The following is a 21,804-nucleotide window of genomic DNA, read 5'->3' on the forward strand; positions in this document are numbered from 1 at the left end:
AGCACCAGGGCGACAAGCAACGTCCATCGCAGCAGCAGGCCAGACAGGTTCACACGCCGATGATAGCCGATGCGCGCGCTACGCAATGGCCGCGGCCATCGCCTGCACCCGCACCGGAATCGACTTGGCGGCGGGCGTGCCGCTGATGCGGTCGTAGTAGTCCAGCGGCAACAACGGGTTCAGCTCCGGGTAGTAACCGGCCAGCGCGCCGCGCGGCATCGGGTAGTCCAGCACGGTCAGGCCCTCGATGCGCCGCTGCACGCCATCGCCGCTGATCGTCTCCAGGCTGACCAGCGCCTCCTTCTGCAGTCCACGCGCCAGCCGGTCCTCGATGTTCATGAACAGCACCATGCGATCGTTGTACACGCCGCGATAGCGGTCGTTGTAGCTGTAGATGGTGGTGTTGTACTGGTCGTGCGAGCGCACGGTGGCCAACCGCAACATGTCCGGATCGTGCACCGGATCGTCCACGTCCAGGCCGGGCATCACCAGGATGTTGGCCTTGCCATTGGGCGTGGGCCAGACGCGGCGGCGCGGCGGAATGTCCAGATGGAAACCGTGTGGCTGCTGGATGCGCTCGTTGAAGCCGGTGTAGATCTCCGGGTACACGGCAGCGATCAGATCGCGGATGGGCGCATAGTCGTGCATGCACCGCGCCCAGTCGACCTTGCTGTCTGGCAGTGCGGCCATCGCCATGCGGCAGACGATCTCGACCTCGGGCAGCACCTCGGTGCTGACCGGTTCGAGCACGCCGCGCGAGGCGGTCACGTTCGACATCGCGTCTTCGATGGTGACGAACTGCTCGCCGGCCGGCGTGACGATGCGCTCCGAGCGCGCCACCACCGGCAGGATCAGCGCATCGCGGCCATGAACCAGATGACCGCGGTTGAGCTTGGTGGCGATGCCCACGGTCAGGTCCAGCCCACGCATCGCTTCATACGCGCGAGGCGTATCGGGCACCGCATGGATGAAGTTGCCACCCAGGCCGATGAACACCTTGGCGCTGCCGTCCAGCATCGCCTCGATGGATTCGACCACATGATGGCCATGCTCACGCGGCGGATCGAAGCCGAACACCTGCTGCACGCGGTCCAGATAGGCCGGTTTGGGCTTCTCGTCGATGCCGACGGTGCGGTCGCCCTGCACATTGGAATGCCCACGGATCGGCCCGATGCCCGCACCGGGCTTGCCGAAGTTGCCGCGCAGCATCAGCAGGTTGGCGACCTGCTGCAGCAGGCGCGAGCCATACTGGTGCTGGGTCAGCCCCATGCCGTAGCAGATCACGGTGGCCTTGGAGCGGATGTAGATCTCCGCACAGCGTCGGATCTGCGCCTGCGAAATGCCGGACACCTGCACGATCTCGTCCCAGTCCTGCGCCATCACGTCTTCGCGAAGCGCCTCCAGCCCCACCGTGTGTTCTGACAGGAAATCATGGTCGAGCACGCGCTCGCCCTGCGCCTCGCGCTCGAACATCACCTTCATCATGCCTTTGATCAGAGCCAGGTCGCCGCCGATACGGATGTGCACGAACTCGCTGGTGATCTCGGTCGAACCGAACGTGGCCATCTGCACCACGTCCTGCGGCTCGGCAAAGCGGATCAGCGCGCGCTCGGGCATCGGATTGACCGCCACGATCGGGATGCCGCGTTTGCGCGCCTCGACCAGGTTGCTCATCATCCGCGGTGAATTGGTGCCGGTGTTCTGGCCGATCACGAAGATCGCCTCGGCGTGCTCGAAATCCTGCAGCACGATCGTGCCCTTGCCCACCCCGATGGCCGGCGGCAGGCCGCGGCTGGTCGGCTCGTGGCACATGTTCGAGCAGTCCGGGAAGTTGTTGGTACCGAACTCGCGCACAAAGATCGAATACAGGAACGCCGCTTCATTGGGCGTGCGCCCGGAGGTGTAGAACTCGGCCTGGTGCGGGCTGTCCAGCGCCTGCAGGTGGCGGCCGATCAGCGCGAAGGCATCATCCCAGCTGCACGGCACGTAGTGGTCGGTGGCTGCGTCGTAGCGCATCGGCTCGGTCAGCCGGCCCTGCATCTCCAGCCAGTAGTCGGTCTGCGCCATCAGTTCGGTGACGGTGTGCTGGGCGAACAACTCGCGGCCGGCGCGGAACTGGGTGGCTTCCCAGGCCAGTGCCTTCGCGCCGTTCTCGCAGAACTCCAGCTTCTTGCGTTCGTCGGCGTCGGGGAACGCACAGCTGGGGCACTTGAAGCCACCCGGCTGGTTCATCGCCAGCAACGCCTTCGAGCCTTTGCCGATCACGCTTTGCTGCAGCAGCACCTTGGCCGTGGCACCGGCGGCACCCCAGCCACCGGCCGGCTGGTTGTACGGCTTGTAACGCGGTGGCTTCTGCTCGGACATGTTCGGGGACCTTACGGTAGGAACGCGGCAACAATGGGCACATCGCAGTCCGGCGGCGCTTTCAATCGCACGGCCAGCCCCACAGTCAAACACGGCCTGCACGGCTTCGCCAGTGGCTGCGCGCTGTTTTCAGCGCAGCCTGCCATGACAACGGTTACACCTGCGTCAGCGCACGGCCACTGCGCTATTCTCGATGCCGTGGGTGGTCCACCACCTGCGTATTTCCTTAGTCCGGACGCGCTGCATGCCAGATTCGACCCCACCGCACACCCCGCCTGCCGGCACGGCCCTGCGCCCGTTGCGGCGCTGGCGCAGCAAGGGGCAGCAGCCGCAGATCGACGTGGTGGCCGAGGAAGTGCCGGTGGCGCTGCGTTACAACGGCGCCGCCTTCGCGGTGATGATGGCCACACCCTGCGACCTGGAGGACTTTGCGCTGGGGTTCTCGCTCAGCGAGGGATTGATCGCTACGCCTGCCCAATTGCTGGCCATCGAGGTACGACCGCAACTGGAAGGCATCGAGCTGCAGATGACCGTGACCGAGGATGCACCCGGTGCCGACCTGGATCCGGCCAACGGGCGCCTGCTGCCCGGCCGCGGTGGCTGCGGCCTGTGCGGCACGCGCCAGCTGGAGGAAGTGCTGCGGCCGCTGCCCGAGGTGCGCGAACGGCGAACCTACCCGCCAGCAGCCCTGCAACGGGCGCTGGCCACACTGGTGCAGCATCAGCCGATGAATGCGGTGAGCGGTTCGACCCATGCCGCGGCCTGGGCCGACGCCAGCGGTCGCATCGGCTGGGTGCGCGAAGACGTCGGCCGCCACAACGCGCTGGACAAGCTGATCGGCGCCCTGCATCACAATGAACACACGATCGAGGGGGGGCTGCTGGTGATTTCCAGCCGCGCCAGCTACGAAATGGTCAGCAAAGCCGTACGGGCCGGCGTCAGCGTACTGGCTGCTGTCTCGGCACCGACCGCGCTGGCGATCGACCTTGCCCGTAGTGCAGGCCTGTGCCTGGTCGGGTTCGCGCGGGAAAGCGGATTCAACGTGTATACCCATCCCGAGCGGCTGCAGGCGAACGATAAACGGGACGACTGAGAACGACCGGGAGCACGACGCCCCCGGTCTGGCACAGCTCAGCGCAGCGCCACCTTCGGGAAGTCCACCGGCACGTCGAACGCTACGTTGACGTAGTTCGTGAACAGGTTGAGCGCTACGTGGGCGAGGATCTCAACGATCTGCTCATCGTCGAAGCCGGCCGCACGCAGCGCCTGCACATCGCCATCGGTGACCTGCGCACGCTGCTCGACCACCTTCAGCGCGAAGTCCAATGCCGCCGAGGTGGCCGGATCGCTGGACTGACCGATCTGTGCAGCGGCCATCTGCTCGCTGCTGGCACCCGCCTTGCGGCCCAGCGCGGTGTGTGCGGCCAGGCAATACTCGCAGGCATTGCGGTTGGCGATGGCCACGGCGATCTGCTCGCCCAGCAGCGGCGACAGGCGACCGCCGCCCAGCGCGCCGAACGAACCCCACATGCTCTGCAGGGCGGCTGGCGAGTTGGCCACGGCGCGGAACATGGCCGGGGTGGCGCCGAAGGCAGCGTGGACCTGACCCAGCAGGGCCTCGCGGTCGGCGGTGGTGTTGGCGGCATCGATCAGGGGGACACGGGACATGGTGGATCTCCTTGGGAAAGCGCCCGGGATTGGACGACCCGCTCATCCTAGGTAGACTCGCTGGACGCTTCAGGCGCAATCAGCCACACATGTTGTCCATTCATCCATGAGCACGCCCACCGACACCTCCCCACCCGACCGTCTCTCCTCCCTGCTGGAACGCTTCCGGGTGCAGGCCGCGCTGTTCCACAGCGGTCCGCTGTGCGGGCGCCATGTCTTCGAGCCGCAGCCCGGTCGTGCCTTCCTGCACATCCTGCGCCAGGGTGAAATGGAGGTCCGTCATCCCGACGGCGATATCGCGCTGCCCCGGTTGAAGATCGACACACCCAGCCTGCTGCTGTATCCGCAACCGCTGCACCATGTGTTCTTCAATGCACCGCTGGAAGGCCCGGATTTCACCTGCGCCACGCTGGATTTCGATGGCGGCGCGCGTAATCCGATCGTGCAGTCGCTGCCGCCGGTGATGGTGGTGCCACTGGCCGCGATCGGCGAACTGGATGACACCCTGCACCTGCTGTTCGCCGAGGCCGATCGCCAGCGCTGTGGTTCACGGCTGCTGACCAACCGCCTGTTCGAGGTCGCGCTGATCCAGATCCTGCGCTGGGTGGTGGACCACCCGGATGCGGCCGGCGTCAGCCATGGGCTGATGCGGGGGCTGTCCGATGTACGGCTGGCACGCACACTGGTGGCGATGCACCAGGCGCCACAGGACGAATGGACGCTGCCGCGCATGGCCGCGACTGCCGGCATGTCGCGCAGCGCGTTCGCGGCCGTGTTCAAGGACGTGATGCAGGCAACGCCGGCCAGTTATCTGCTGGACTGGCGGCTGAGCCTGGCCTGCGCGCAATTGAGGGCCGGCGTGGCGGTCAAGCAGGTGGCGATCGAGGTGGGCTTTGCCGATACCGCGTCGCTGTCGAAAGCGTTCCGCAAACGGTTGGGGGCCTCGCCGAGGGCGTGGTTGGCCGCGAGCGCAGCGCAGGTTGGGTGAACGGCTGAGGAGTAGAGTCGACTGTCAGTCGACTACCGCGCGAAGCGCGGGGTTTCGCTGTCTGAGCGAAGAGCAGTCGACTAACAGTCGACTCTACAAGTGCGGCGATCCATCAGACTTCGCCAGCAGCCCGGCGATGCGCTCGGCAACCTGGGCACGTACGCCTTCGTCCAGCTGCCCTTCGTACATCGCCTCGTAGATCCACAGGCCATCGGCGGCCAGCCGCGCCACGAAATTGTCGAGCGCTGCGCTGTCTTCCGCTGTACCCGCCTCCGGCGGCAGCGGTGCCCAGCGACGCACCGCCGGTCCCCACGGGCGCTCTTCGGCGTCCGGGTCGGCCGATTCGAGCATGAACATCAGCTCGGCACGGGTGGCGCTCTGGGCCGACACGCGCACGAAGGTCTGGTAACGCTCCAACGCAGTGGCCTGCTCGGCGGTCTTGCCCAGCAACGCTTCCATCGACGTCTCCCAGGCCTGTACCAGGTGTTCGTCGATCCCCCGCAGCAGCGCCTCGCGCGACGGGAAGTGGTACAGCAGTCCACCACGTGTCAGCTGGGCCTCGGCCGCCACCGACTCGAAGGTCACCGCGCGCACGCCGTCACGATTGATCACGTTGACGGCGGCGTCGAGGATGCGATCGCGCTTGCTGGTTCTCATCGCTTCATTTTACGCGATCGGCCGCGCCTTCGCGGCTGCCGACGCGGCCGCGCAGCAGGCGCGCGATGATCGCCGCACCCAGCGCCAGCACCGCCGTGATCACCAGCAGCACGATCTGGTAGCCACGGTCATACGCGGCCGTAGCCAGTGCGAACCACTCGCCCTGCCCGCTCTCGCGCGCGGCATGCAGCGCCTGGGTGAAACCCTCGCGGGCAAGCGCGGGCATATCGGCCGAGACCGGCAGGAACGCGCTGTACATTGCGGTACTCAAGCTGCCCAGCATCGCCACCGCCAGCAGGCCACCGAACTCATAGGACACTTCTTCCACCGACGAGGCCATGCCCGCACGGTGCGCCGGCACGTTGTTGAGGATGGCGGTGGACGCCACCGAGATGGCCGGACCCATACCGAAGCCGGTGATGGCCATGCCAGCCGCCACCCAACCAAGGCCGTGCAGGAAGCCGAACGCCACCACGCCGACGCCCAGCGCACCTGCGGCCAGGCCACCACAGATCAGCGGGCGCAGGCCCACCCGGTGCAGGATGCTGCCGCCGAGCAGCGCACTGGGCAGGCTGCCCAGTGCCGCCACCGACACCAGCAGGCCCGCCTGCAGCGGCGTGAAACCTGCCACCAGCTGGAAGCGCTGCGTGGTGACCAACTGCAGGCCGGCCATCGCGAACAGGGTGAACACCGCCGACAGCGTGCCGGCCAGGAACGCCGGATTACGGAAGATCGCAAAGTCCAGCAGCGGGTACGGCAGCTGCTGCTGGCGGCGCGCGAACGCCGCACCGCTGATGACGGCCAACACCAGCGCGGCTGCGCCCAGCGCATATGAGGGCGGCGTGGCGATCAGCGACTTGATCGCCAGCACCAGGCCGGACAGTGCAGCCAATGCCAGCACTGACGACACCAGGTCCCATGGCCGCGAGGTGTCGCGCTGTCCTTCCGGCGCCAGCAGCAGCGTGGCCACGAACGCGACCACCACCACCGGCACGTTGATCAGGAACACCGAGCCCCACCAGAAGTGCTGCAGCAGCCAGCCGCCAATGATCGGGCCGAGCGCTGCACCGACGATGGCGACCGAACCCCAGATCGCGATGGCGATGTTGCGTTCGCGTTCTTCGTGGAAGCTCAGTCCGATCAACGCCAACGTGGCCGGCATCATCGCTGCGGCACCGATCGCCAGGAATGCACGCGCGGCAATCAGCTGCGTTGCGGTGTCAGCGAACGCCGCTGCCAGCGAGGCGACGCCGAACACCACCAGGCCGATCAGGAACATGCGCCGGTGACCGATGCGGTCGCCCAGCGTGCCCGCACCCAGCAGCAGGCCGGCCATCACCAGCGGATAGGCGTTGATGATCCACAGCGCCTGGCCGGCACTGGCCGAGAGTTCTTCGGTAAGGGTGGGCAGCGCGGTGTAGAGCACGGAGTTGTCGAGCGTGACCAGCAGCAGGCCGGCGGCGACGGTGAACAACAGCGCCCAGCGACGGGCACGCGACAGGGCCGGAGCACCGGCCAAGGGCTGGGACAAAGCCATGGGAGAACCTGATGGGGGTGGAATACGGCCATAACTATACAGGATGTCCTGTATAGTTATGAAAACAGCGCCACCAATTCAGATTGGGGCCCGGGCAATGTTCATGTTGTCGTGCCCCTCATGCCGGGTCGTGCCCGGTGTCAGGGATCATCACCGGCAATCTTCCGGCAGTGCGGCAATCGCCAATACCACCGCCGCCTGCATGCCCTTCCCCACGGCCATGTCCAGTTCCCCGCCAGTTCCCCCATGCTGGCGCCGCAGCTCGTCCTCGCACAGGCCGCGCACCCGCGCGCGGGCATTCGCGCGCAGGCTGCTGCACCGCCAGTCGGCGCCACCCAGCGGCAGCACCGAATACACCACGCTGTTGCAGGCGTTGCCGGCACGCTGCTGCAGCGACAGTCCACCAAAATCCCGCGGTTCGCTGCTGCGTTGCGGGTCGAAGTAGCTGTCCGGAAACGTGCGCGCATACTGTTCGATGTCCACGGCCATGCTGCGCCCACCGGCCAACGGCATCTGCAGCGGCTGCCCGCACGGCGTCGCATCGGCGCGGTGCTGGATGTACTGGTAGATCGGCCGGTCCAGCGATGGGTCCTGCTGGGTCACCGCGCTGACTGCCGCCAGCACCGGCAGCGATGCACGATTGGCCATGCGCGCCAGCAGCCCCGCCTGCGCCGGCTGGCAGCGGTCGCGCAATGTTGCTGCGAGCAGGAAGAGCACGTCGTTGCGAAACGCGGGGTCATCACCCAGACGCTGTTCGATACGCTGGCTGGCATCGGACGCCGGTGCCGGAAACGCGACCGCCGGCGGCGCGGTGGGTGCGCGCTGCCGCTGCCACCACACCAGCAGCACCACCGCGCCCAGCAGCACCCCGGCAGCCATGAGCCATCGCCTGCGCATCAGTTGCGGATCGCCGTCAGCGTGGCTGCCGCGGCATCGTAGGACGCGCTGGCGATGTCCGCGTCGAAACGCTTCACCTGCAGGCGGCCGGCAAGCCGGTACGGATCCCACAGATCGCCCAGCGCGATCGGTGTCGCCAGGGTCACGTGGATGATCTGGTTGGGTGGCGGCGGCGGCACATGGATACACGCGCCGTAGAACGGCACGAACAGCAGTTCATCGACCAGGCCGGCATCGTTGGTGCCGAGCGGCACCACGTAGCCATCCAGATCCACCGCGCGACCGTCGACAGCGTCGACCACGCGCGAGGAGCCGAACTGCTTGACCCGGTCCGGGCTGGAATGGTCGATCTCCAGCCCCGGTGGCGTGCCCGAGCCGGTGTCGTCGATCAGGCCACCCACGCCCTCCATGCCATTGCGTGACAGGCCGATCTGCGGGGGTGGGCGCTGGTAGCTCACTTCGTCGGGTCGCAACGCGTCCCAACGGTCGATGGGGGCTTCGGCCGTGGCGGAGGGCGCCGGCTTGTCCTGCGGCCCGACCACCAAGGCATCGCCGCCCGGCGCCGTACAGCCTGCCAACCACAGGCATCCCACCGCCAGCAACAGGTGACTACGGTTCATAGGGCCTCAGCTGTGCGTCACGCATGGTGTAGGCCGAACCGGCCAGATCGTCATCCAACCGTTCGGCGCGCAGGGTGCCCGCCAGGAAGAACGGTGAGTACATGTCCGGCATCTCGATCGGGCGCGGCAGCACTACGTGCACGATCTGGTTCGGTGGCGGTGGTGGCACGTGGATGCAGGCGCCGTAGTACGGCACGAACAGGAATTCGGTCAGCCGCCCGTCCTGCGCGTTGGCCAGTGGCACCACGTAACCCGGCAGGCGCACCGGCCGCTGCAGGACCGTGTCCACCGTGCGGAAGGTACCGAACTGCGGCATGCGCCGGTTGCCGTTGTGCTCGACCTCCGGGCCCTCGCCCCGCTCCAGCGCGGCCAGCTCGTCCTTGGGCATCATCTGCAACCAGTCCAGCTCCTGCTCCACAGCGCCTGCAGGGTCATCGCGGTCGACGACCGGCGAGGGTGGCAGGGCCTGTACGCCGGTATCCACCGGCCGCTCACAGGCGGCCAGCGCCAGCACCATTGCCACTACCCGCATCCATCGCATGCTCAGCCTCCCGGTGAAAGGCCATCGGCCAAGGTGCGCCGGTAAGCGAGCAACGCCGGGACCAGCCCGGCTACGGCGCTGATCAGCAGCACGCCCGCTGCCCATGCCAGTTCACGGCCATCCGGCCAGACATGGGTGATCGACAGACCGAAGGTGGCCAGTACCCAGCCGCGCCCGGCAATGCTGGCGACCACCAGCAGCGACAGGGCCAGCACGCTGGCCACCGCACTGGTCGCCACCGCTTCCACCACGAGCAGGCCCGCGATGTAGCCCGGTCGCGCACCGGTGGCACGCAGGATGGCCATCTCGCGCCGGCGCTCCTGCAGGGTGGAGACCAGCAGCGCCACCAGCGAGACCATGCCCAGCAGCACCACCATTGCACTGATCAGCTGCAGGGCTCGCTCGGCGGTGCCCAGCGACTGCCACAGCTGCTGCAGGGTCACGCCGGGCAGGATCGCCAGCATCGCCTCGTCCGGATACTCGTTGATCCTGCGCTGTACCGAGAACGTGGCGATGCGCGAGTTCAGGCCGAGCATGAAGGCGGTGATGCTGGTCGGGGTCAGGTCCAGGTGGCGCGCCTGCTCGGCGCTGACGCTCTGGCTGCGCAGCTGCACGCCCGATCGCCAGTCAACATGGATCGCCTCGATGGCCGGCAGCGAGACCAGCAGCGACGAATCCACCGGCGTGCCGGTGCGCTGCAGGATGCCTGCAACGCGGAACGGCTTGTCGGCATGCGTGGCCAGCGTGACCGCGCCGGTGCCGTGCGCCAGCACGATCTCGTCGCCGAGGCCGACCTTCTGCGCGCGAGCCACCTCCGCGCCGATCACCGCGTCATACAGATCATCGAAGGGCCGCCCCTGTGCAAAGGCCAGCGCGTGGCCGGAACCATAACGATAGTGTTCAAAGTAGCCGCCAGTGGTACCCACTACCCGGTAGCCGCGCCAGGAATCGCCCAGCGACAACGGTACCGACCACTTCACCTGCGGCAATGCGGACAGCTCCTGGTAGGACTGCCAGGACACGTTGTTGGTCGGGTCGCCGATATGGAACACCGAATACAGCAGCAGGTTCACCGGTCCCGAACGCGCACCGACGATCAGATCGGTGCCCGATACGGTGCTGGCAAACCCCTCGTGCGCCTGCGTGCGTACACGCTCGACGCCCAGCAGCAGCACCACGCTGAGGGTGATGACCAGCACGGTCAGGCCCACGCTCAACGCGCGGCTGCGCAGGCTGGCCCAGGCAAGCTCAAGCATGGCCGGCACCTGCCTGGTTGATCTCGGACAGTGAAATGGTGCGATCGAACAACGGCTGCAGGCTGTCGTCATGGCTGACCACCAGCACCGTGGTGCCGGCCGCCTGGCACTGCGCGGACATCAGCTGCAGGAAGGCGCTCGCCGCTTCGCGGTCGAGCGCCGAGGTGGGCTCATCGGCCAGCAGCAACGCCGGCCGGCCGATCAGGGCGCGCGCTGCCGCCACGCGTTGTTGCTGGCCGACACTGAGCGTACCCGCCCGCCGCTGCATCAGCTCAGGATTGAGCTGCAGGGCCTGCAGCAGGCGGGCGATCTCGGCATCCAGCGGCCCGCTGATGCGTGCGCTGCGCAGGCGCGAGAAGCGCAGGCCCAGCGCGATGTTGTCGCGCACGGTGAGGAACGGCAGCAGATTGAACTGCTGGAAGATCACGCCCAGCTGGTCGGCACGGAAACGATCCCGCGCCGCACCCCCCATGTCCTGCAGTGCGTGGCCGGCCACCTCGACACGGCCCTTGCCGGGCAGCAGCACGCCCGCCAGCAGGCCCAGCAGGGTGCTTTTGCCGCCACCGCTGATTCCGCGCAGCAACACGCTGCTGCCCTGCTCGACCCACAACCGCGGGATGTCCAGCACCAGCCGCGTGCCGTAGCCGAACTGCACGTCTTCCAGCGAGATCACCGGTGCCGCGCTCACGGTGCCAGCACCACGCGCAGGTTGTCGGGCGTCAGCACACTGCGGTTTTGGCCATTGGCGGTTGCGCTGTTGACGATGACTTCGTGCAGGCCCGGGAAAAGTACGGGCAGGCGCACGACGATGGCGCGCAGCGCGGCAGGTTTGGCACAGTGGTACTGCAGCGTTGCGCTGAAACCTGCGTGCCGGTGCTGTCCCGGCGGCGGCGCGGCGGCCGTCGCGTCGAAGCCCTCCGCATCGGCTTTACTGGTGGCCAGACGGCAGCCCGCAGCGGTGGGCAAGGTGACCCAGTTGCCGCCCTTCAGCAATGACGTCGCCCGTGCCAGCGCGGCCTGCTCGGCTGCATTGGCCGGCGGCCGCTCGTAATCGAGGATGCCGATGCCGGGGGCCTGAAGGCCGAATTCCAGGGTTTGCTGTTCAAGCGCAACATCGACGGTCGCCTGGCCGTGCACATGCGGTGCGTGCTGGCGGATGTCATGGGCCTGCGCGGCGCTGGCAGCCAGCAGCAGGAAAAGAGCAGCGGGAAGCTTCATGGGAAAGACTCCAATTGTTACTATGTAACATTATGGACCACATTCCCACGACCCCCGCAAGGGCCCTGGCCCAGCCGCCAACTTCGGCACGCTGGCACCCCCGCTTCGATCTTGCCGGTGCCTGGCTGTCCCTGGCCTGCGCCGCCCACTGCATCGCCCTGCCCGTGCTGCTGGCCTTCGTGCCGGCAGCGATGATGGCGCTGCGCTCGTTCCAGCATCCCGGCCATGGCGCGATGACATTGCTGCTGATGATGTCGCGCTGGGAGTGGCTGTTCGCGGTGCTGGCCTCCTCGCTGGCCTTGGCGAGTACCTCGGCCGGGGTGCACCGGCACGGGCGCTGGCAGCCCCTGCGGCTGGCCTGCGCCGGCGCCATCCTGCTGCTGTCGGCCTCTCTGTGTCTGCCGCTGAAGGAATCGCTGCTCTGGCATGGCGTAGCGACAGCCAGTGGTGGCGCGCTGCTGGCGTTCGCTCACATCGGCAACCGACGGGCGCTGCGCAAACGGTAGTGCCGGCCGCTGGCCGGACGGAAAAACACCATCCACGCGTGGCGTGGATCTACTGATGCACTTCCGGCAGCCGGCCAGCGGCCGGCTCTACCCTTCTCTATTCGTCGAACGGTCGCTGTCCCAGCGTCTGCGTCACGTGGTCCACGAAACAGGTGATGCGCGCGGCCAGCGCGGTGTTGCGGTAGTACACCGCATTGATCGGCTGCCGCACGTCCTGCGTCTGTTTGCCGAACAGCTGCACCAATCGGCCCTCGCGCCGGTCCTGGCGGGTCAGGAAGTCCGAGAGGCACGCAATGCCCAGCCCCGCCACCGCCATCTGCCGCAGCGTCTCGCCACTGGATGAAGCGATCGCCGGCGCGATCACGAAAGGCCCGCCATCGGCATCGTGCAGCGGCCACTCGTTCAATGAACTGGGCTGGGTAAATCCCAGCAGATCGTGCTTGCGCAGCTGCTCCACGCGTGTCGGCGTGCCATGCCGTCGCAGGTACTCGGGACTGGCGACGACGCGGATGCGGCTGTGGCCGATCGGCCGCGCATGCAGGGTGGAATCGCGCAGCACGCCGATGCGGAACGCCACGTCGGTGCGCTTCTCGATCAGGTCGGTGATGCCCTCGTTGGAATTCAGCTCCAGCTCGACCTGCGGGTAGCGCTCGCGGAAGCCCTTCAGCAACGGCACGATCACATGCAGCATGAACGGCGTGGCGGCGTCCACGCGCAGGCGCCCGACCGGCTGCAGCCGCCGCGCGGCCATCTGTTCCTCGGCCTCGTCCACCGTGGCCAGGATCGTGCGCGCGTACTCCAGGAACGCCGCGCCTTCCTCGGTCAGCTCCAGCCGCCGCGTGGTCCGCCGCAGCAGCGTGGTCTGCAGCTTGTCTTCCAGCCGCGCCAGGGTGCGGCTGGTGGCCGAGATGGTCAGTTCCAGCGCCTCGGCCGCCGCCGTGATCGAACCACTGTCGACCACGGCCACGAAGGCCTTCAGCTCATCCAGGGTGGTTTTCATTTTTTACCTCGGCGCAAAAGCGTTTCCCGTATACACAGCTTAATCAACAAATGTAAAGCGCCCACACTTCGCCCTGTCCCGAGCCCACCGGCTCCCAACGAAGTCCCTGGAGTCCATCATGAGCGTTCCTTCCTTTGGCGTCGGCACCTTCCGCCTGACCGGCCAGACCGTCATCGACTCGGTGCGCAACGCCCTCGAGGTCGGCTACCGTGCGGTCGATACCGCGCAGATCTATGGCAACGAAGCCGAAGTCGGCCAGGCCATCGCCGAATCCGGCGTCCCACGCGACCAGCTGTTCCTGACCACCAAGATCTGGGTGGACAACTACGCCGCCGACAAGCTGATCCCGAGCCTGCGCGACAGCCTGGCCAAGCTGCGCACCGACTATGTCGACCTGCTGCTGATCCACTGGCCGGCGCCGGGCAATGGCGTTGAACTGCGCGAGTACATGACCGCGCTGGCCGACGCCAAGACGCTGGGCCTGACCCGCCAGATCGGTGTGTCCAACTTCAACATCGAGCTGACCCGGCAGGCCATCGAGGTGGTCGGTGCCGGCGAGATCGCCACCAACCAGATCGAACTGAGCCCCTACCTGCAGAACCCGGCACTGACCACCTTCCTGCAGGACCAGGGCATCACCGTGACCTCCTACATGACCCTGGCCTACGGCAAGGTGCTGAAGGATCCGGTGCTGGCCACCATCGCCGGCAAGCACCAGGCCACCGTGGCCCAGGTTGCGCTGGCGTGGGCGCTGCAGCGCGGTTACTCGGTCATCCCGTCCTCGACCAAGCGCGAGAACCTGGCCAGCAACCTGCTCGCCCAGGACCTGCGCCTGGATGCCGATGACATGGCCGCGATCGCCGCGCTTGACCGCAACGGCCGCGAAGTCGATCCGCCGGGCCTGGCCCCGGCCTGGGACTGAGGCGCCAAGCCATGGGCAGTGCGATGACCCGGTTGCAGGCCGGTGGTTTCAGCATCGGCATCGAAGCACCGCTGGACAATGACTGGACGCCGCTGGGCGAACAGGCACGACGCGCCGCGCGACGCCTGCCCGGCGAACCGGACCTGCAGTGCCATGCAGAACTGGCACGCTTGGCCGACCGCCTCGGCTTCCGTGCGCTGTGGGTGCGCGACGTGCCGGTGTACGACCCGGCCTTCGGTGATGCGGCACAGGTGTTCGAGGTATTCAGTTACCTCGGCTATCTGGCTGGCATCACCAAGGACATCCTGCTGGGTACTGGTGCGGTGGTGCTGCCGATCCGCGAGCCGTTGCTGACCCTGAAGTCGGCGCGCAGCGTGCAGCGGCTCAGCGGTGACCGCCTGCTGCTGGGCGTGGCCAGTGGCGACCGCCCGGTGGAGTACCCGCTGTTCGGCCGCGACTTCGACACCCGCGGCAGCCGCTTCCGCGAGCAGATCGCACTGCTGCGCGAAGGCGCCGCTTCGCACCTGCCGCAGGGCCTGGACGTGCTGCCCGCGGATGGCCCGGCCCTGCCGTTGTTCGTGGCAGGCCTGGCCCAGCAGCAGCCGGCGTGGATCGGCCAGCACATGGATGGCTGCCTGGCCTACCCGGGCACGCCACAGGACCATGCGCAACGCGTGGCGGCCTGGCGCGCCGTGGCCGGCAACAAGCCGTATGCCAGCTTCATCCACCTGGACCTGGTGGCCGATGCCGATGCCCCGCTGCAGCGCTGGCGCTTTGGGCTGCGCGGCGGCCGCAACGCCCTGCTGGCCGAGCTGCACGCCATGCAGGCGGCCGGTGTCGACCACATCGGCCTGCAGTTCCGCCGCAACGAACGGCCGTTGGCCGAGACCTTCCACGAGATCGCCGAGTACGTGCTGCCGCACTTCCCGGCCCATGCCGACGCCGCTGCGCCGCATGCCCCGCTTGCCGCCCCCGCGACGGCCTGACAGTTACCGGAGCTTTGCCATGAAAATGAACACCCTGGCCCCGCTTGCGCTGGCCACCCTGCCGCTGTCCTTCCAGGCCACCGCCGAGGACTGGTACCCCTCTGCCTACGGCGCCAACGACGAGATCGGCGCCGCCAACCTGCTCACCACGGACGTGGTCAAGCACGCGGTATCGCTGGTCAGGACCGGCAAGACCTATCCGCTGGCGGTGCCGGTGGACAAGAACCTGCCCGCGTTCCGCCACCGCAGCTTCCGCCTGTACAACGTGCAGGTCGGCCAGCAGGCCGGCAAGTCGCTGGGCCCCAACAGGTTCACCTTCAACGATGAACTGGTGAACGCCTGGACCGGCGTTGGCACCCAGCTCAACGGCATCGGCCATATCGGCATCGACAACGTCTACTACAACGGCAACAAGGCCGCCGACTTCGTCACCGTGGACGGTGTGCGCAAGCTCGGCGTCGAGAAGGTGCCGCCGATGGTCACCCGCGGCGTCGTGCTGGACATGACCGCGCACTACGGCAAGGCGATCGTGCCCGGCGGCACCGAGTTCACCGTGGCCGACATCCAGGCCGTGCTGAAGAAGCAGGGCCTGAGCCTGCGCAAGGGCGACGTGGTGCTGTTCAACACCGGCTGGCTGGAACTGATCGGCAAGGACGACAAACAGTTCCTGGAAGTGGAACCGGGTATCGGCATGGAGGCCGCGAAGTGGCTGGCCGACCAGGGCATCGTCGCCTTCGGTGGCGACACCTGGGCCTCGGAGGTCTACCCGAACCCGAACGGTGCCGAGGAGTTCCCGATCAACCAGTACATGCTGGCCAAGCGCGGCATCTACAACCTGGAGCTGATCGACAGCCGTGCGCTGGTGCGCGACAAGGCCTGGGAATTCCTGTTCGTGCTCGGCCAGCCGCTGTACGTCGGCTCGACCCAGGTCAACATCAACCCGGTGGCGATCCGATGAACGCGGCGTCCACCCTGCCACTGTTCGCCGGCCGCCGCTTCCGCGTCAGCTATGACGGCCTGACGGCAGACAACGCGTACAGTGCCGATGGCCGCCATGTGCAGTACGCCATCGTCTCAGGCGCCTATGCCGGTGCACAGGGCGAAGCCGCCTGCGAGTGGCAGCAGATCAGCGAAGGGGTCTATGTCATTTCGTGGCAGGAAGCCGATGGCGCAACGGTCGTGCATGTCGATGACTTCGTGGGCGGGCATTCGCTGGCCTGGTTCACCGCCACCGATGGCAGTTTCCATCGCATGCAGGGGCCGCTGCACGCGCTGTGATGCCGGCCAGCGGCCGGCACTACCTTGTTAGTGGGCCGCACATTACAGATCGGTAATGTGCGGGTCAGGGCAGCGAAAGGCGCTGCCCTCCACCCTGTGGGCCACGTCTTCCACAGGTGTCCCACGCATGGCCCGCTCCCTGCTCCGCTCCACCGTCCTTGCTGTCCTGCTGACCGGCCTCGCGGTTGCGCCGCTGGCGCTGGCCCATCCCAGCCTGGTGCGCTCGACGCCGGCCGCCGACGCCACCGTAGCCCCGGCGACCGAGATCACGCTGCAGTTCAGTGAGAAGGTGATGCCGCGTGCCACCCGCATCGAACTGAGCATGGACCATGGCCGCATGAAGATGGCCATGCCTACCGTCGCGCAGGACGTTTCCGAAGATGGCCACACGCTACGCGCGCGTTTCGCCAAGCCGCTGCCCGCCGGCAGCTACGCACTGCAATGGCGCGCGGTCGGTCAGGACAGTCATCCGATGACCGGCAGCTACCGCTTCACCGTGAAGTAAGGCTGCCGCCATGGCCGAGCTCTCGCCGTATGCACTGCGGCTGGCGCTGTACCTGGTACTGATGCTGCTGTTCGGGCGGCTGCTGTTCGTCCGCCCCGGGCTGCCACGCGGCATCTCGCTGGCGCTCGCCGTGGTTGCGCTGATCCTGGTCGTCATCGATGCCGTGAACCGGTTGTCGGGCGTGCTCGGCATCCCGGCAGCCGATATCGACCCAGCAACGGGGCACTGGTTCCTCACCGGTACGCCGGTGGGTGAGGCGGGGCTGCTGCGCATCCTGGCCCTGCTGGCAATGCTGCCGCTGCTGGCAGTCAATCGCCCGGTGCAGGGCCTGCGCCGTCTGGCGCTGCTGATACTCACGGCGGTAGCTCTGGCCAGCCTCGCCTGGAATGGTCACGCCGCCGCCGGTGATGGATTCGGCGGGACGTTGCGGCTCGTGGCCGGCATCGTGCACCTGCTGGCCGCCGGTGCCTGGGTCGGCGCGATCGCCGCCATCCTGCAGCTGGCGCTGCGTCCACAGGGCCTGCGCCTGCACGAACGTACCCGCGAACTGTGGCAGGCCGCGCACAGCTTCGCCGTGCCGGGCACGATCATCGTCGCCCTGCTGGCGATGACCGGCACCTACACCTATGTCGATCTCGGCGGTTCCATACAGACCCTGACCGGCGCCGCGCATGGGCGTTGGCTGATGCTCAAGCTGGCGCTGGTGGGCGGCATGCTGGGGCTTGCCGCGCTGCATCGCTGGCGGCTGGTACCAGCGCTGGCCAGCTCCATCCGCGGCGGCTGGCAACCCAGGCCGCTGCGCTCACTTCGCCACAGCCTGGCCTGCGAATCGGTGCTGGCGCTGCTGGTGCTGGCCTGCGTGGCGGTGCTCGGCACTCTGGACCCATTGGCATGACTCATCCGTTCCAGCACGGGCCCAAGCTGCGATGATGGGCACACCATGAAACTGCTGATCGTCGAAGACGAACCCAAGACCGGCAACTACCTGCGCCAGGGCCTGATCGAGGCCGGCTATGTGGTCGATCTCGCCTGCAACGGCGTCGACGGGCTGCACCTGGCCGGCAGCGGCGAGTACCAGCTGGTCATCCTCGACGTGATGCTGCCCGGCCTGGATGGCTGGAACGTGCTGTCGCGGCTGCGCGAGGCCGGATGGCAGGTGCCGGTGCTGTTCCTCACCGCGCGCAGCAGCATCGCCGACCGCGTTCAGGGCCTGGAGCTGGGCGCGGATGACTACCTGGCCAAACCATTCGCCTTCGCAGAGCTGCTGGCGCGCGTGCGCACCCTGCTGCGTCGTGGCCAGGCGCTGCCGCAGGCCGAACGCATCGTCATCGCCGACCTGGTGGTGGATACCCTGCGCCGCCGGGTCGAACGCGGCGGCCAGCGCATCGCCCTCAGCCAGAAGGAATACACCCTGCTGGAACTGCTGGCGCGCCGACGCGGTGAAGTGCTGCCGCGCTCGTTGATCGCCTCGCAGGTATGGGACATGAACTTCGACAGCGACACCAACGTGATCGACGTGGCGATCCGCCGCCTGCGCGCGAAGATCGACGATGACTTCGACGCCAAGCTGATCGTCACCGTGCGCGGCATGGGCTACGTGCTCGAGGCACCGGACGACGGCACTGTGAACAACGGATGAGCCTGCGCCGTTCCATTGCGGTACGCCTCACGCTGCTGTTCGCCATCGTGGCTACGCTGGTGCTGGCCGCATTGGGCGTGGCGATCTATGTCAGCGCCCGCCACGACCTGGTGGCCCAGGACTTCAGCGAACTGGAGAACAAGGTAGCGTTGATCCGTGACCTGGCCGGCAACGGACCTGCATCCGCACGCGGGCAGCGATTGGCGGAGGCACTGGGCCACCATCCGGATATCGCCTTCCACATTGTTGATGGGAGCGGCGCGGTGCTGTTTTCCACCGCACCGGCACTGCTGCGCGAGCATGCACGCAGCCAGCCGATCGACGCCGCGCCACGGCGGCACGACTGGATCCTCGCCGATGGCCGCTGCATGCATGCTCTGCACCTGCGCCAGACCCTGGCCGACGGCAGCCAGCTGGACACCCTGCTGGCCATCGATGACGACCGCCATGCCGATTTCCTGCAGCGCTTCCGCCATCTTCTTGCAATCGCCATCATCGGCGCCGCCGTGGCCAGCAGCCTGCTCGGCGGCTACGTGGTGCGGCGCACGCTGCGGCCGCTGCGCACGCTGGCCGATGAGGCCCGGCAGATCACCGCTGGTCGCCTGCAGCGCCGGCTGAGTGCACGCAGCGCACCGGCCGAACTGGAGCAGCTGGCGCAGACGCTCAACGGCATGCTGGCGCGCCTGCAGCAGGACTTCGCGCGGCTGACCGAGTTCTCCGGTGATCTCGCCCATGAACTGCGCACACCGATCACCAACATGCTGACCCAGGTGCAGGTGGTGCTTGCGCACCCGCGCAGCAATGAGGCCTATCGCGAGACGCTGGCGTCCTGCGCCGAGGAACTGCAGCAGCTGGCGCAGACCGTGGGTGACCTGCTGTACCTGGCGCAGGCCGAAGCGCCGGGTGCACTGCCCTCGCGCGAGCCAGTGGCGCTGGATGCGGTGGTGGATTCGCTGCTGGAGTTCTACGAGCTTCTGGCCGAGGACCGACAGTTGACCCTGCGCCGCGAAGGTGTGGCGAGCGTGGAAGGCAACCGCTTGCTGCTGCACCGGGCGATTGCCAATCTGCTGTCCAACGCGTTGAAGTACGCAGCCGTGGGCAGCGAAGTGCGGGTGCGGCTGGTCGAGGCCGATGGCGTGTGCAGGGTCAGCGTGCACAACCTTGGCACGCCGATCGCCAGCGAGGCGCTGCCGCGCCTGTTCGATCGTTTCTACCGCGGCGAGCGTGGCCGCCATGAGGGTGCCGGACTGGGCCTGGCGATCACCCGCGCGATTGCACAGGCGCACGGCGGCAGCGTGAGTGTTGCGTCAGATGACACCGGCACCCTGTTCGAGCTGGTGCTGCCGAGCACCTCAGCCCGGTAGTGCCGGCCGCTGGACGGCAACCCCGGTCTGTTCAAACACCCCGGCCACCCAATCGATGAACACCCGCAAGCGCGGTGACGGCGTGCGGTTGCGTGGGTAGACCAGGCTCAGTGGACTCGGCGTCGGCGGCGTCTCGGGCAACAGCTCCACCAACTGCCCGCGCGCGATGTACGGGTCCATCCGGTAGCACGGCGCCTGGATGATACCGAGCCCCGCCAGCGCGGCACCGAGGAACGCATCAGCACCGGACACACGCACCCGCGCCGGCAGCGGCACGTAGCGCACCTGCCCGCCCTGCTGGAACTCCAGCGGAATCAGCTGGCCGGTGGCGCTGGAGCGGTAGCCGACCATCTGGTGGCCGTCCTGCAACGATTCGATGGTATCGGGCAGGCCGTGCGCCTGCACATAGCCCGGCGAGGCCACCGTGACCTCGCGCAGCATGGTCAACCGTCGCGCCGCCAGATCGCTGTCGGCCAGCGTCCCCACCCGCAACGCCACATCCACGCCTTCGCGCAGCAGGTCGACATAGCGGTCACCCTCGCTGACGTCCAGTTCGATCTCCGGGTAGCGCTGCAGGAATTCCGGCAGGTGCGGAAACAGCAGGTGCCGGCCCAGCGTGCCATGCACTTCGATACGCAACGGGCCGCGTGGCGGCGCGTCACGGAACGCAGCCTCGGCATCATCCATGTCGGCGATCAAGCGCAGGCAACGGCCATAGAAGGCCTCGCCTTCCAGCGTCGGCACCACCACCCGCGTGGTCCGGTGCAGCAGGCGCACGCCCAGCCGCTGTTCCAGCGCCTTGATCGCGTCGGTCACTGTGGCCCGCGGCAGGCCGAGGTCCTCGGAGGCCCGGGTGAAGCTGCGACGCTCGACGATACGGACGAAAGCGCGCATGGCCGTGAAGCGGTCCATTGTTCGGCTACCCGAATGATGTTGGCGGATTATGCATGATTATCCGGGCGGGAGAGATGACGAAGATGGCCCTGCGCCATTCCGGCGCGCTCCGCTGGAACCGACCATGACCCTCTCCCCCGCCCGCACTGTCGCCCTGGTCACCGGCGGCTCCCGTGGCATCGGCGCCGCCATCTCCCGCCGGCTCGCCGCAGATGGCCACGCGGTCGCGATCAACTATGCGGGCCGCCGCGACGACGCCGAAGCCTTGGCGGCCGAACTCAACGCGGCCGGTGCGCAGGCCATCGCGTTGCAGGCCGACGTGGTCGATTCACAGGCGGTCAACCAGCTGTTCGACGCCATCGAGGCCCGTTTCGGCGGCATCGACGTGGTGGTCAACAGCGCCGGCGTATTGCAGCTGGCGCCGCTGGCCGACACCGACGACGCATTGTTCGAGCGGGTGATCGGCATCAACCTCAAGGGCGCCTTCAACGTGCTGCGCGAAAGCGCGCGACGGGTGCGCGACGGTGGCCGGCTGATCACCTTGTCCACCAGCGTGGTCGGCATCAAGCTGGAGAACTACAGCGTGTACGCGGCCAGCAAGGCAGCGGTGGAGACGATGGGCGCCATCCTCAGCAAGGAGCTGCGCGGGCGCAACATCACCGTGAACGCAGTGGCCCCCGGCCCGACCGCCACCGACCTGTTCCTGGACGGCAAGTCACCGGAACTGATCGAGCGGTTGGCGAAGATGAACCCCCTGCAGCGATTGGGTACACCGGAGGACATCGCCGGTGCGGTGGGGTTCCTGGCCGGTGCCGATGGCGGGTGGGTCAACGGCCAGGTCCTGCGCGCCAACGGCGGGATGGTGTAGTCCGCACAGGTGGCATCCACGCATGGCGCGACGCCCTTGTAGAGCCGAGCCCATGCTCGGCTGCTCTTCGCGCAAAGGCCAGAAGCAGCCGAGCAT

Annotated in this window: 24 protein-coding genes; 12 read left to right on the top strand and 12 right to left on the bottom strand. The window is 67.5% G+C overall.

From position 1 onward, the window contains the following. Positions 1-78: 78 nt before the first annotated feature. Entirely contained in the window at positions 79-2,364 is a 2,286-nt protein-coding gene (locus tag GOC52_RS11200) for an FdhF/YdeP family oxidoreductase (RefSeq protein WP_191849444.1), read from the bottom strand. 244 nt (positions 2,365-2,608) lie between these two features. Between GOC52_RS11200 and fdhD the strand changes: the two genes are divergently transcribed. Then, positions 2,609-3,457 (top strand): formate dehydrogenase accessory sulfurtransferase FdhD, encoded by an 849-nt coding sequence (gene fdhD, locus GOC52_RS11205; protein WP_010485448.1) that lies wholly within the window; start codon positions 2,609-2,611, stop codon positions 3,455-3,457. Positions 3,458-3,495: 38 nt separating this feature from the next. Here fdhD and GOC52_RS11210 read toward each other — a convergent pair whose 3' ends face one another. Then, positions 3,496-4,032 carry a carboxymuconolactone decarboxylase family protein gene (locus tag GOC52_RS11210; RefSeq protein WP_019337220.1) on the bottom strand — a complete coding sequence of 179 codons (537 nt, stop codon included), beginning with the start codon at positions 4,030-4,032 and terminating at the stop codon, positions 3,496-3,498. 106 nt (positions 4,033-4,138) lie between these two features. On the opposite strand from GOC52_RS11210, the gene GOC52_RS11215 reads away from it, so the two are divergent. Continuing rightward, positions 4,139-5,020 (top strand): AraC family transcriptional regulator, encoded by an 882-nt coding sequence (locus GOC52_RS11215; RefSeq protein WP_191849446.1) that lies wholly within the window; start codon positions 4,139-4,141, stop codon positions 5,018-5,020. 93 nt (positions 5,021-5,113) lie between these two features. Here the strand turns inward: GOC52_RS11215 and GOC52_RS11220 are convergent, their stop codons facing one another. The 8 genes from GOC52_RS11220 to GOC52_RS11255 all read right to left on the bottom strand — a co-directional run bounded on the left by GOC52_RS11220 (position 5,114) and on the right by GOC52_RS11255 (position 11,746). Beyond that, complete coding sequence (locus GOC52_RS11220; RefSeq protein ID WP_049455145.1) at positions 5,114-5,677, bottom strand: TetR/AcrR family transcriptional regulator; 564 nt, start codon at positions 5,675-5,677, stop codon at positions 5,114-5,116. A 4-nt stretch (positions 5,678-5,681) separates the two neighbouring features. Further along, a complete protein-coding gene (locus tag GOC52_RS11225; protein WP_159360223.1) occupies positions 5,682-7,214 on the bottom strand; it encodes an MFS transporter in 1,533 nt (510 codons plus the stop codon). A 150-nt stretch (positions 7,215-7,364) separates the two neighbouring features. Continuing rightward, the gene (locus tag GOC52_RS11230) at positions 7,365-8,111 is read right to left on the bottom strand and encodes a hypothetical protein (protein ID WP_191849448.1); all 747 of its coding nucleotides are present in this window, start codon (positions 8,109-8,111) and stop codon (positions 7,365-7,367) included. Next, positions 8,111-8,731, bottom strand: a complete 621-nt coding sequence (locus GOC52_RS11235; protein WP_191849450.1) for a DUF3299 domain-containing protein — start codon at positions 8,729-8,731, stop codon at positions 8,111-8,113. The genes GOC52_RS11230 and GOC52_RS11235 overlap by 1 nt, the downstream gene beginning before the upstream one ends. Further along, a complete protein-coding gene (locus GOC52_RS11240; protein WP_043396119.1) occupies positions 8,721-9,272 on the bottom strand; it encodes a DUF3299 domain-containing protein in 552 nt (183 codons plus the stop codon). Before GOC52_RS11240 ends, GOC52_RS11235 begins: the two co-directional genes overlap by 11 nt. Before the next feature lie 2 nt (positions 9,273-9,274). Further along, positions 9,275-10,528: an ABC transporter permease gene (locus tag GOC52_RS11245; RefSeq protein ID WP_010485431.1), complete on the bottom strand. Its 1,254-nt coding sequence runs from the start codon at positions 10,526-10,528 to the stop codon at positions 9,275-9,277. Further along, complete coding sequence (locus GOC52_RS11250; protein WP_010485429.1) at positions 10,521-11,216, bottom strand: ATP-binding cassette domain-containing protein; 696 nt, start codon at positions 11,214-11,216, stop codon at positions 10,521-10,523. Before GOC52_RS11250 ends, GOC52_RS11245 begins: the two co-directional genes overlap by 8 nt. Continuing rightward, positions 11,213-11,746 (bottom strand): ZrgA family zinc uptake protein, encoded by a 534-nt coding sequence (locus GOC52_RS11255; RefSeq protein WP_043396125.1) that lies wholly within the window; start codon positions 11,744-11,746, stop codon positions 11,213-11,215. The genes GOC52_RS11250 and GOC52_RS11255 overlap by 4 nt, the downstream gene beginning before the upstream one ends. A gap of 32 nt (positions 11,747-11,778) precedes the next feature. Here GOC52_RS11255 and GOC52_RS11260 point away from each other — a divergent pair, with 32 nt between their 5' ends. After that, the gene (locus tag GOC52_RS11260; RefSeq protein WP_126559597.1) at positions 11,779-12,252 is read left to right on the top strand and encodes a MerC domain-containing protein; all 474 of its coding nucleotides are present in this window, start codon (positions 11,779-11,781) and stop codon (positions 12,250-12,252) included. A gap of 97 nt (positions 12,253-12,349) precedes the next feature. On the opposite strand, the gene GOC52_RS11265 is transcribed toward GOC52_RS11260, so the two are convergent. Continuing rightward, positions 12,350-13,252, bottom strand: coding sequence for a LysR substrate-binding domain-containing protein (locus GOC52_RS11265; RefSeq protein ID WP_043396130.1), 903 nt, complete (start codon positions 13,250-13,252; stop codon positions 12,350-12,352). Between the two features lie 118 nt (positions 13,253-13,370). On the opposite strand from GOC52_RS11265, the gene dkgB reads away from it, so the two are divergent. The 8 genes from dkgB to GOC52_RS11305 all read left to right on the top strand — a co-directional run bounded on the left by dkgB (position 13,371) and on the right by GOC52_RS11305 (position 19,946). After that, a complete protein-coding gene (gene dkgB / locus GOC52_RS11270; protein ID WP_043396134.1) occupies positions 13,371-14,174 on the top strand; it encodes a 2,5-didehydrogluconate reductase DkgB in 804 nt (267 codons plus the stop codon). Positions 14,175-14,185: 11 nt separating this feature from the next. Continuing rightward, positions 14,186-15,160 carry a TIGR03571 family LLM class oxidoreductase gene (locus GOC52_RS11275; RefSeq protein WP_043396137.1) on the top strand — a complete coding sequence of 325 codons (975 nt, stop codon included), beginning with the start codon at positions 14,186-14,188 and terminating at the stop codon, positions 15,158-15,160. Positions 15,161-15,179: 19 nt separating this feature from the next. After that, a complete protein-coding gene (locus tag GOC52_RS11280) occupies positions 15,180-16,118 on the top strand; it encodes a cyclase family protein (RefSeq protein ID WP_191849451.1) in 939 nt (312 codons plus the stop codon). Next, positions 16,115-16,438, top strand: a complete 324-nt coding sequence (locus GOC52_RS11285; protein ID WP_043396144.1) for a MoaF-related domain-containing protein — start codon at positions 16,115-16,117, stop codon at positions 16,436-16,438. The genes GOC52_RS11280 and GOC52_RS11285 overlap by 4 nt, the downstream gene beginning before the upstream one ends. 127 nt (positions 16,439-16,565) lie before the next feature. After that, on the top strand, positions 16,566-16,943 hold the full coding sequence (gene copC / locus GOC52_RS11290) for a copper homeostasis periplasmic binding protein CopC (protein ID WP_043396147.1): 378 nt from the start codon (positions 16,566-16,568) through the stop codon (positions 16,941-16,943). A 10-nt stretch (positions 16,944-16,953) separates the two neighbouring features. After that, the gene (gene copD / locus GOC52_RS11295; RefSeq protein WP_043396149.1) at positions 16,954-17,838 is read left to right on the top strand and encodes a copper homeostasis membrane protein CopD; all 885 of its coding nucleotides are present in this window, start codon (positions 16,954-16,956) and stop codon (positions 17,836-17,838) included. Positions 17,839-17,883: 45 nt separating this feature from the next. Next, positions 17,884-18,582 carry a heavy metal response regulator transcription factor gene (locus tag GOC52_RS11300; RefSeq protein WP_010485410.1) on the top strand — a complete coding sequence of 233 codons (699 nt, stop codon included), beginning with the start codon at positions 17,884-17,886 and terminating at the stop codon, positions 18,580-18,582. Then, positions 18,579-19,946: a heavy metal sensor histidine kinase gene (locus GOC52_RS11305; RefSeq protein WP_043396152.1), complete on the top strand. Its 1,368-nt coding sequence runs from the start codon at positions 18,579-18,581 to the stop codon at positions 19,944-19,946. The genes GOC52_RS11300 and GOC52_RS11305 overlap by 4 nt, the downstream gene beginning before the upstream one ends. On the opposite strand, the gene GOC52_RS11310 is transcribed toward GOC52_RS11305, so the two are convergent. Further along, positions 19,935-20,858, bottom strand: coding sequence for a LysR family transcriptional regulator (locus GOC52_RS11310; protein ID WP_043396155.1), 924 nt, complete (start codon positions 20,856-20,858; stop codon positions 19,935-19,937). The genes GOC52_RS11305 and GOC52_RS11310 overlap by 12 nt on opposite strands. 106 nt (positions 20,859-20,964) lie before the next feature. Here GOC52_RS11310 and GOC52_RS11315 point away from each other — a divergent pair, with 106 nt between their 5' ends. After that, complete coding sequence (locus GOC52_RS11315) at positions 20,965-21,708, top strand: SDR family oxidoreductase (protein WP_191849453.1); 744 nt, start codon at positions 20,965-20,967, stop codon at positions 21,706-21,708. The last annotated feature ends 96 nt before the right edge of the window (positions 21,709-21,804 follow it).

It is taken from the genome of Stenotrophomonas sp. SXG-1 (genome assembly GCF_014083965.1).
Taxonomy (GTDB): Bacteria; Pseudomonadota; Gammaproteobacteria; order Xanthomonadales; family Xanthomonadaceae; genus Stenotrophomonas; species Stenotrophomonas geniculata.

Excerpts from the sequence above, each read along its gene's own strand:
- GOC52_RS11310 (WP_043396155.1), bottom strand. The coding sequence starts at position 20,858 with ATGGACCGCTTCACGGCCATGCGCGCTTTCGTCCGTATCGTCGAGCGT.
- copC (WP_043396147.1), top strand. The coding sequence starts at position 16,566 with ATGGCCCGCTCCCTGCTCCGCTCCACCGTCCTTGCTGTCCTGCTGACC.
- GOC52_RS11300 (WP_010485410.1), top strand. The coding sequence starts at position 17,884 with ATGAAACTGCTGATCGTCGAAGACGAACCCAAGACCGGCAACTACCTG.
- GOC52_RS11245 (WP_010485431.1), bottom strand. The coding sequence starts at position 10,528 with ATGCTTGAGCTTGCCTGGGCCAGCCTGCGCAGCCGCGCGTTGAGCGTG.
- GOC52_RS11235 (WP_191849450.1), bottom strand. The coding sequence starts at position 8,731 with ATGAACCGTAGTCACCTGTTGCTGGCGGTGGGATGCCTGTGGTTGGCA.
- GOC52_RS11285 (WP_043396144.1), top strand. The coding sequence starts at position 16,115 with ATGAACGCGGCGTCCACCCTGCCACTGTTCGCCGGCCGCCGCTTCCGC.
- dkgB (WP_043396134.1), top strand. The coding sequence starts at position 13,371 with ATGAGCGTTCCTTCCTTTGGCGTCGGCACCTTCCGCCTGACCGGCCAG.
- fdhD (WP_010485448.1), top strand. The coding sequence starts at position 2,609 with ATGCCAGATTCGACCCCACCGCACACCCCGCCTGCCGGCACGGCCCTG.
- GOC52_RS11305 (WP_043396152.1), top strand. The coding sequence starts at position 18,579 with ATGAGCCTGCGCCGTTCCATTGCGGTACGCCTCACGCTGCTGTTCGCC.
- GOC52_RS11225 (WP_159360223.1), bottom strand. The coding sequence starts at position 7,214 with ATGGCTTTGTCCCAGCCCTTGGCCGGTGCTCCGGCCCTGTCGCGTGCC.
- GOC52_RS11255 (WP_043396125.1), bottom strand. The coding sequence starts at position 11,746 with ATGAAGCTTCCCGCTGCTCTTTTCCTGCTGCTGGCTGCCAGCGCCGCG.
- GOC52_RS11275 (WP_043396137.1), top strand. The coding sequence starts at position 14,186 with ATGGGCAGTGCGATGACCCGGTTGCAGGCCGGTGGTTTCAGCATCGGC.
- GOC52_RS11260 (WP_126559597.1), top strand. The coding sequence starts at position 11,779 with ATGGACCACATTCCCACGACCCCCGCAAGGGCCCTGGCCCAGCCGCCA.
- GOC52_RS11315 (WP_191849453.1), top strand. The coding sequence starts at position 20,965 with ATGACCCTCTCCCCCGCCCGCACTGTCGCCCTGGTCACCGGCGGCTCC.
- GOC52_RS11280 (WP_191849451.1), top strand. The coding sequence starts at position 15,180 with ATGAAAATGAACACCCTGGCCCCGCTTGCGCTGGCCACCCTGCCGCTG.
- GOC52_RS11210 (WP_019337220.1), bottom strand. The coding sequence starts at position 4,032 with ATGTCCCGTGTCCCCCTGATCGATGCCGCCAACACCACCGCCGACCGC.
- copD (WP_043396149.1), top strand. The coding sequence starts at position 16,954 with ATGGCCGAGCTCTCGCCGTATGCACTGCGGCTGGCGCTGTACCTGGTA.
- GOC52_RS11200 (WP_191849444.1), bottom strand. The coding sequence starts at position 2,364 with ATGTCCGAGCAGAAGCCACCGCGTTACAAGCCGTACAACCAGCCGGCC.
- GOC52_RS11215 (WP_191849446.1), top strand. The coding sequence starts at position 4,139 with ATGAGCACGCCCACCGACACCTCCCCACCCGACCGTCTCTCCTCCCTG.
- GOC52_RS11265 (WP_043396130.1), bottom strand. The coding sequence starts at position 13,252 with ATGAAAACCACCCTGGATGAGCTGAAGGCCTTCGTGGCCGTGGTCGAC.
- GOC52_RS11240 (WP_043396119.1), bottom strand. The coding sequence starts at position 9,272 with ATGCGATGGATGCGGGTAGTGGCAATGGTGCTGGCGCTGGCCGCCTGT.
- GOC52_RS11220 (WP_049455145.1), bottom strand. The coding sequence starts at position 5,677 with ATGAGAACCAGCAAGCGCGATCGCATCCTCGACGCCGCCGTCAACGTG.
- GOC52_RS11230 (WP_191849448.1), bottom strand. The coding sequence starts at position 8,111 with ATGCGCAGGCGATGGCTCATGGCTGCCGGGGTGCTGCTGGGCGCGGTG.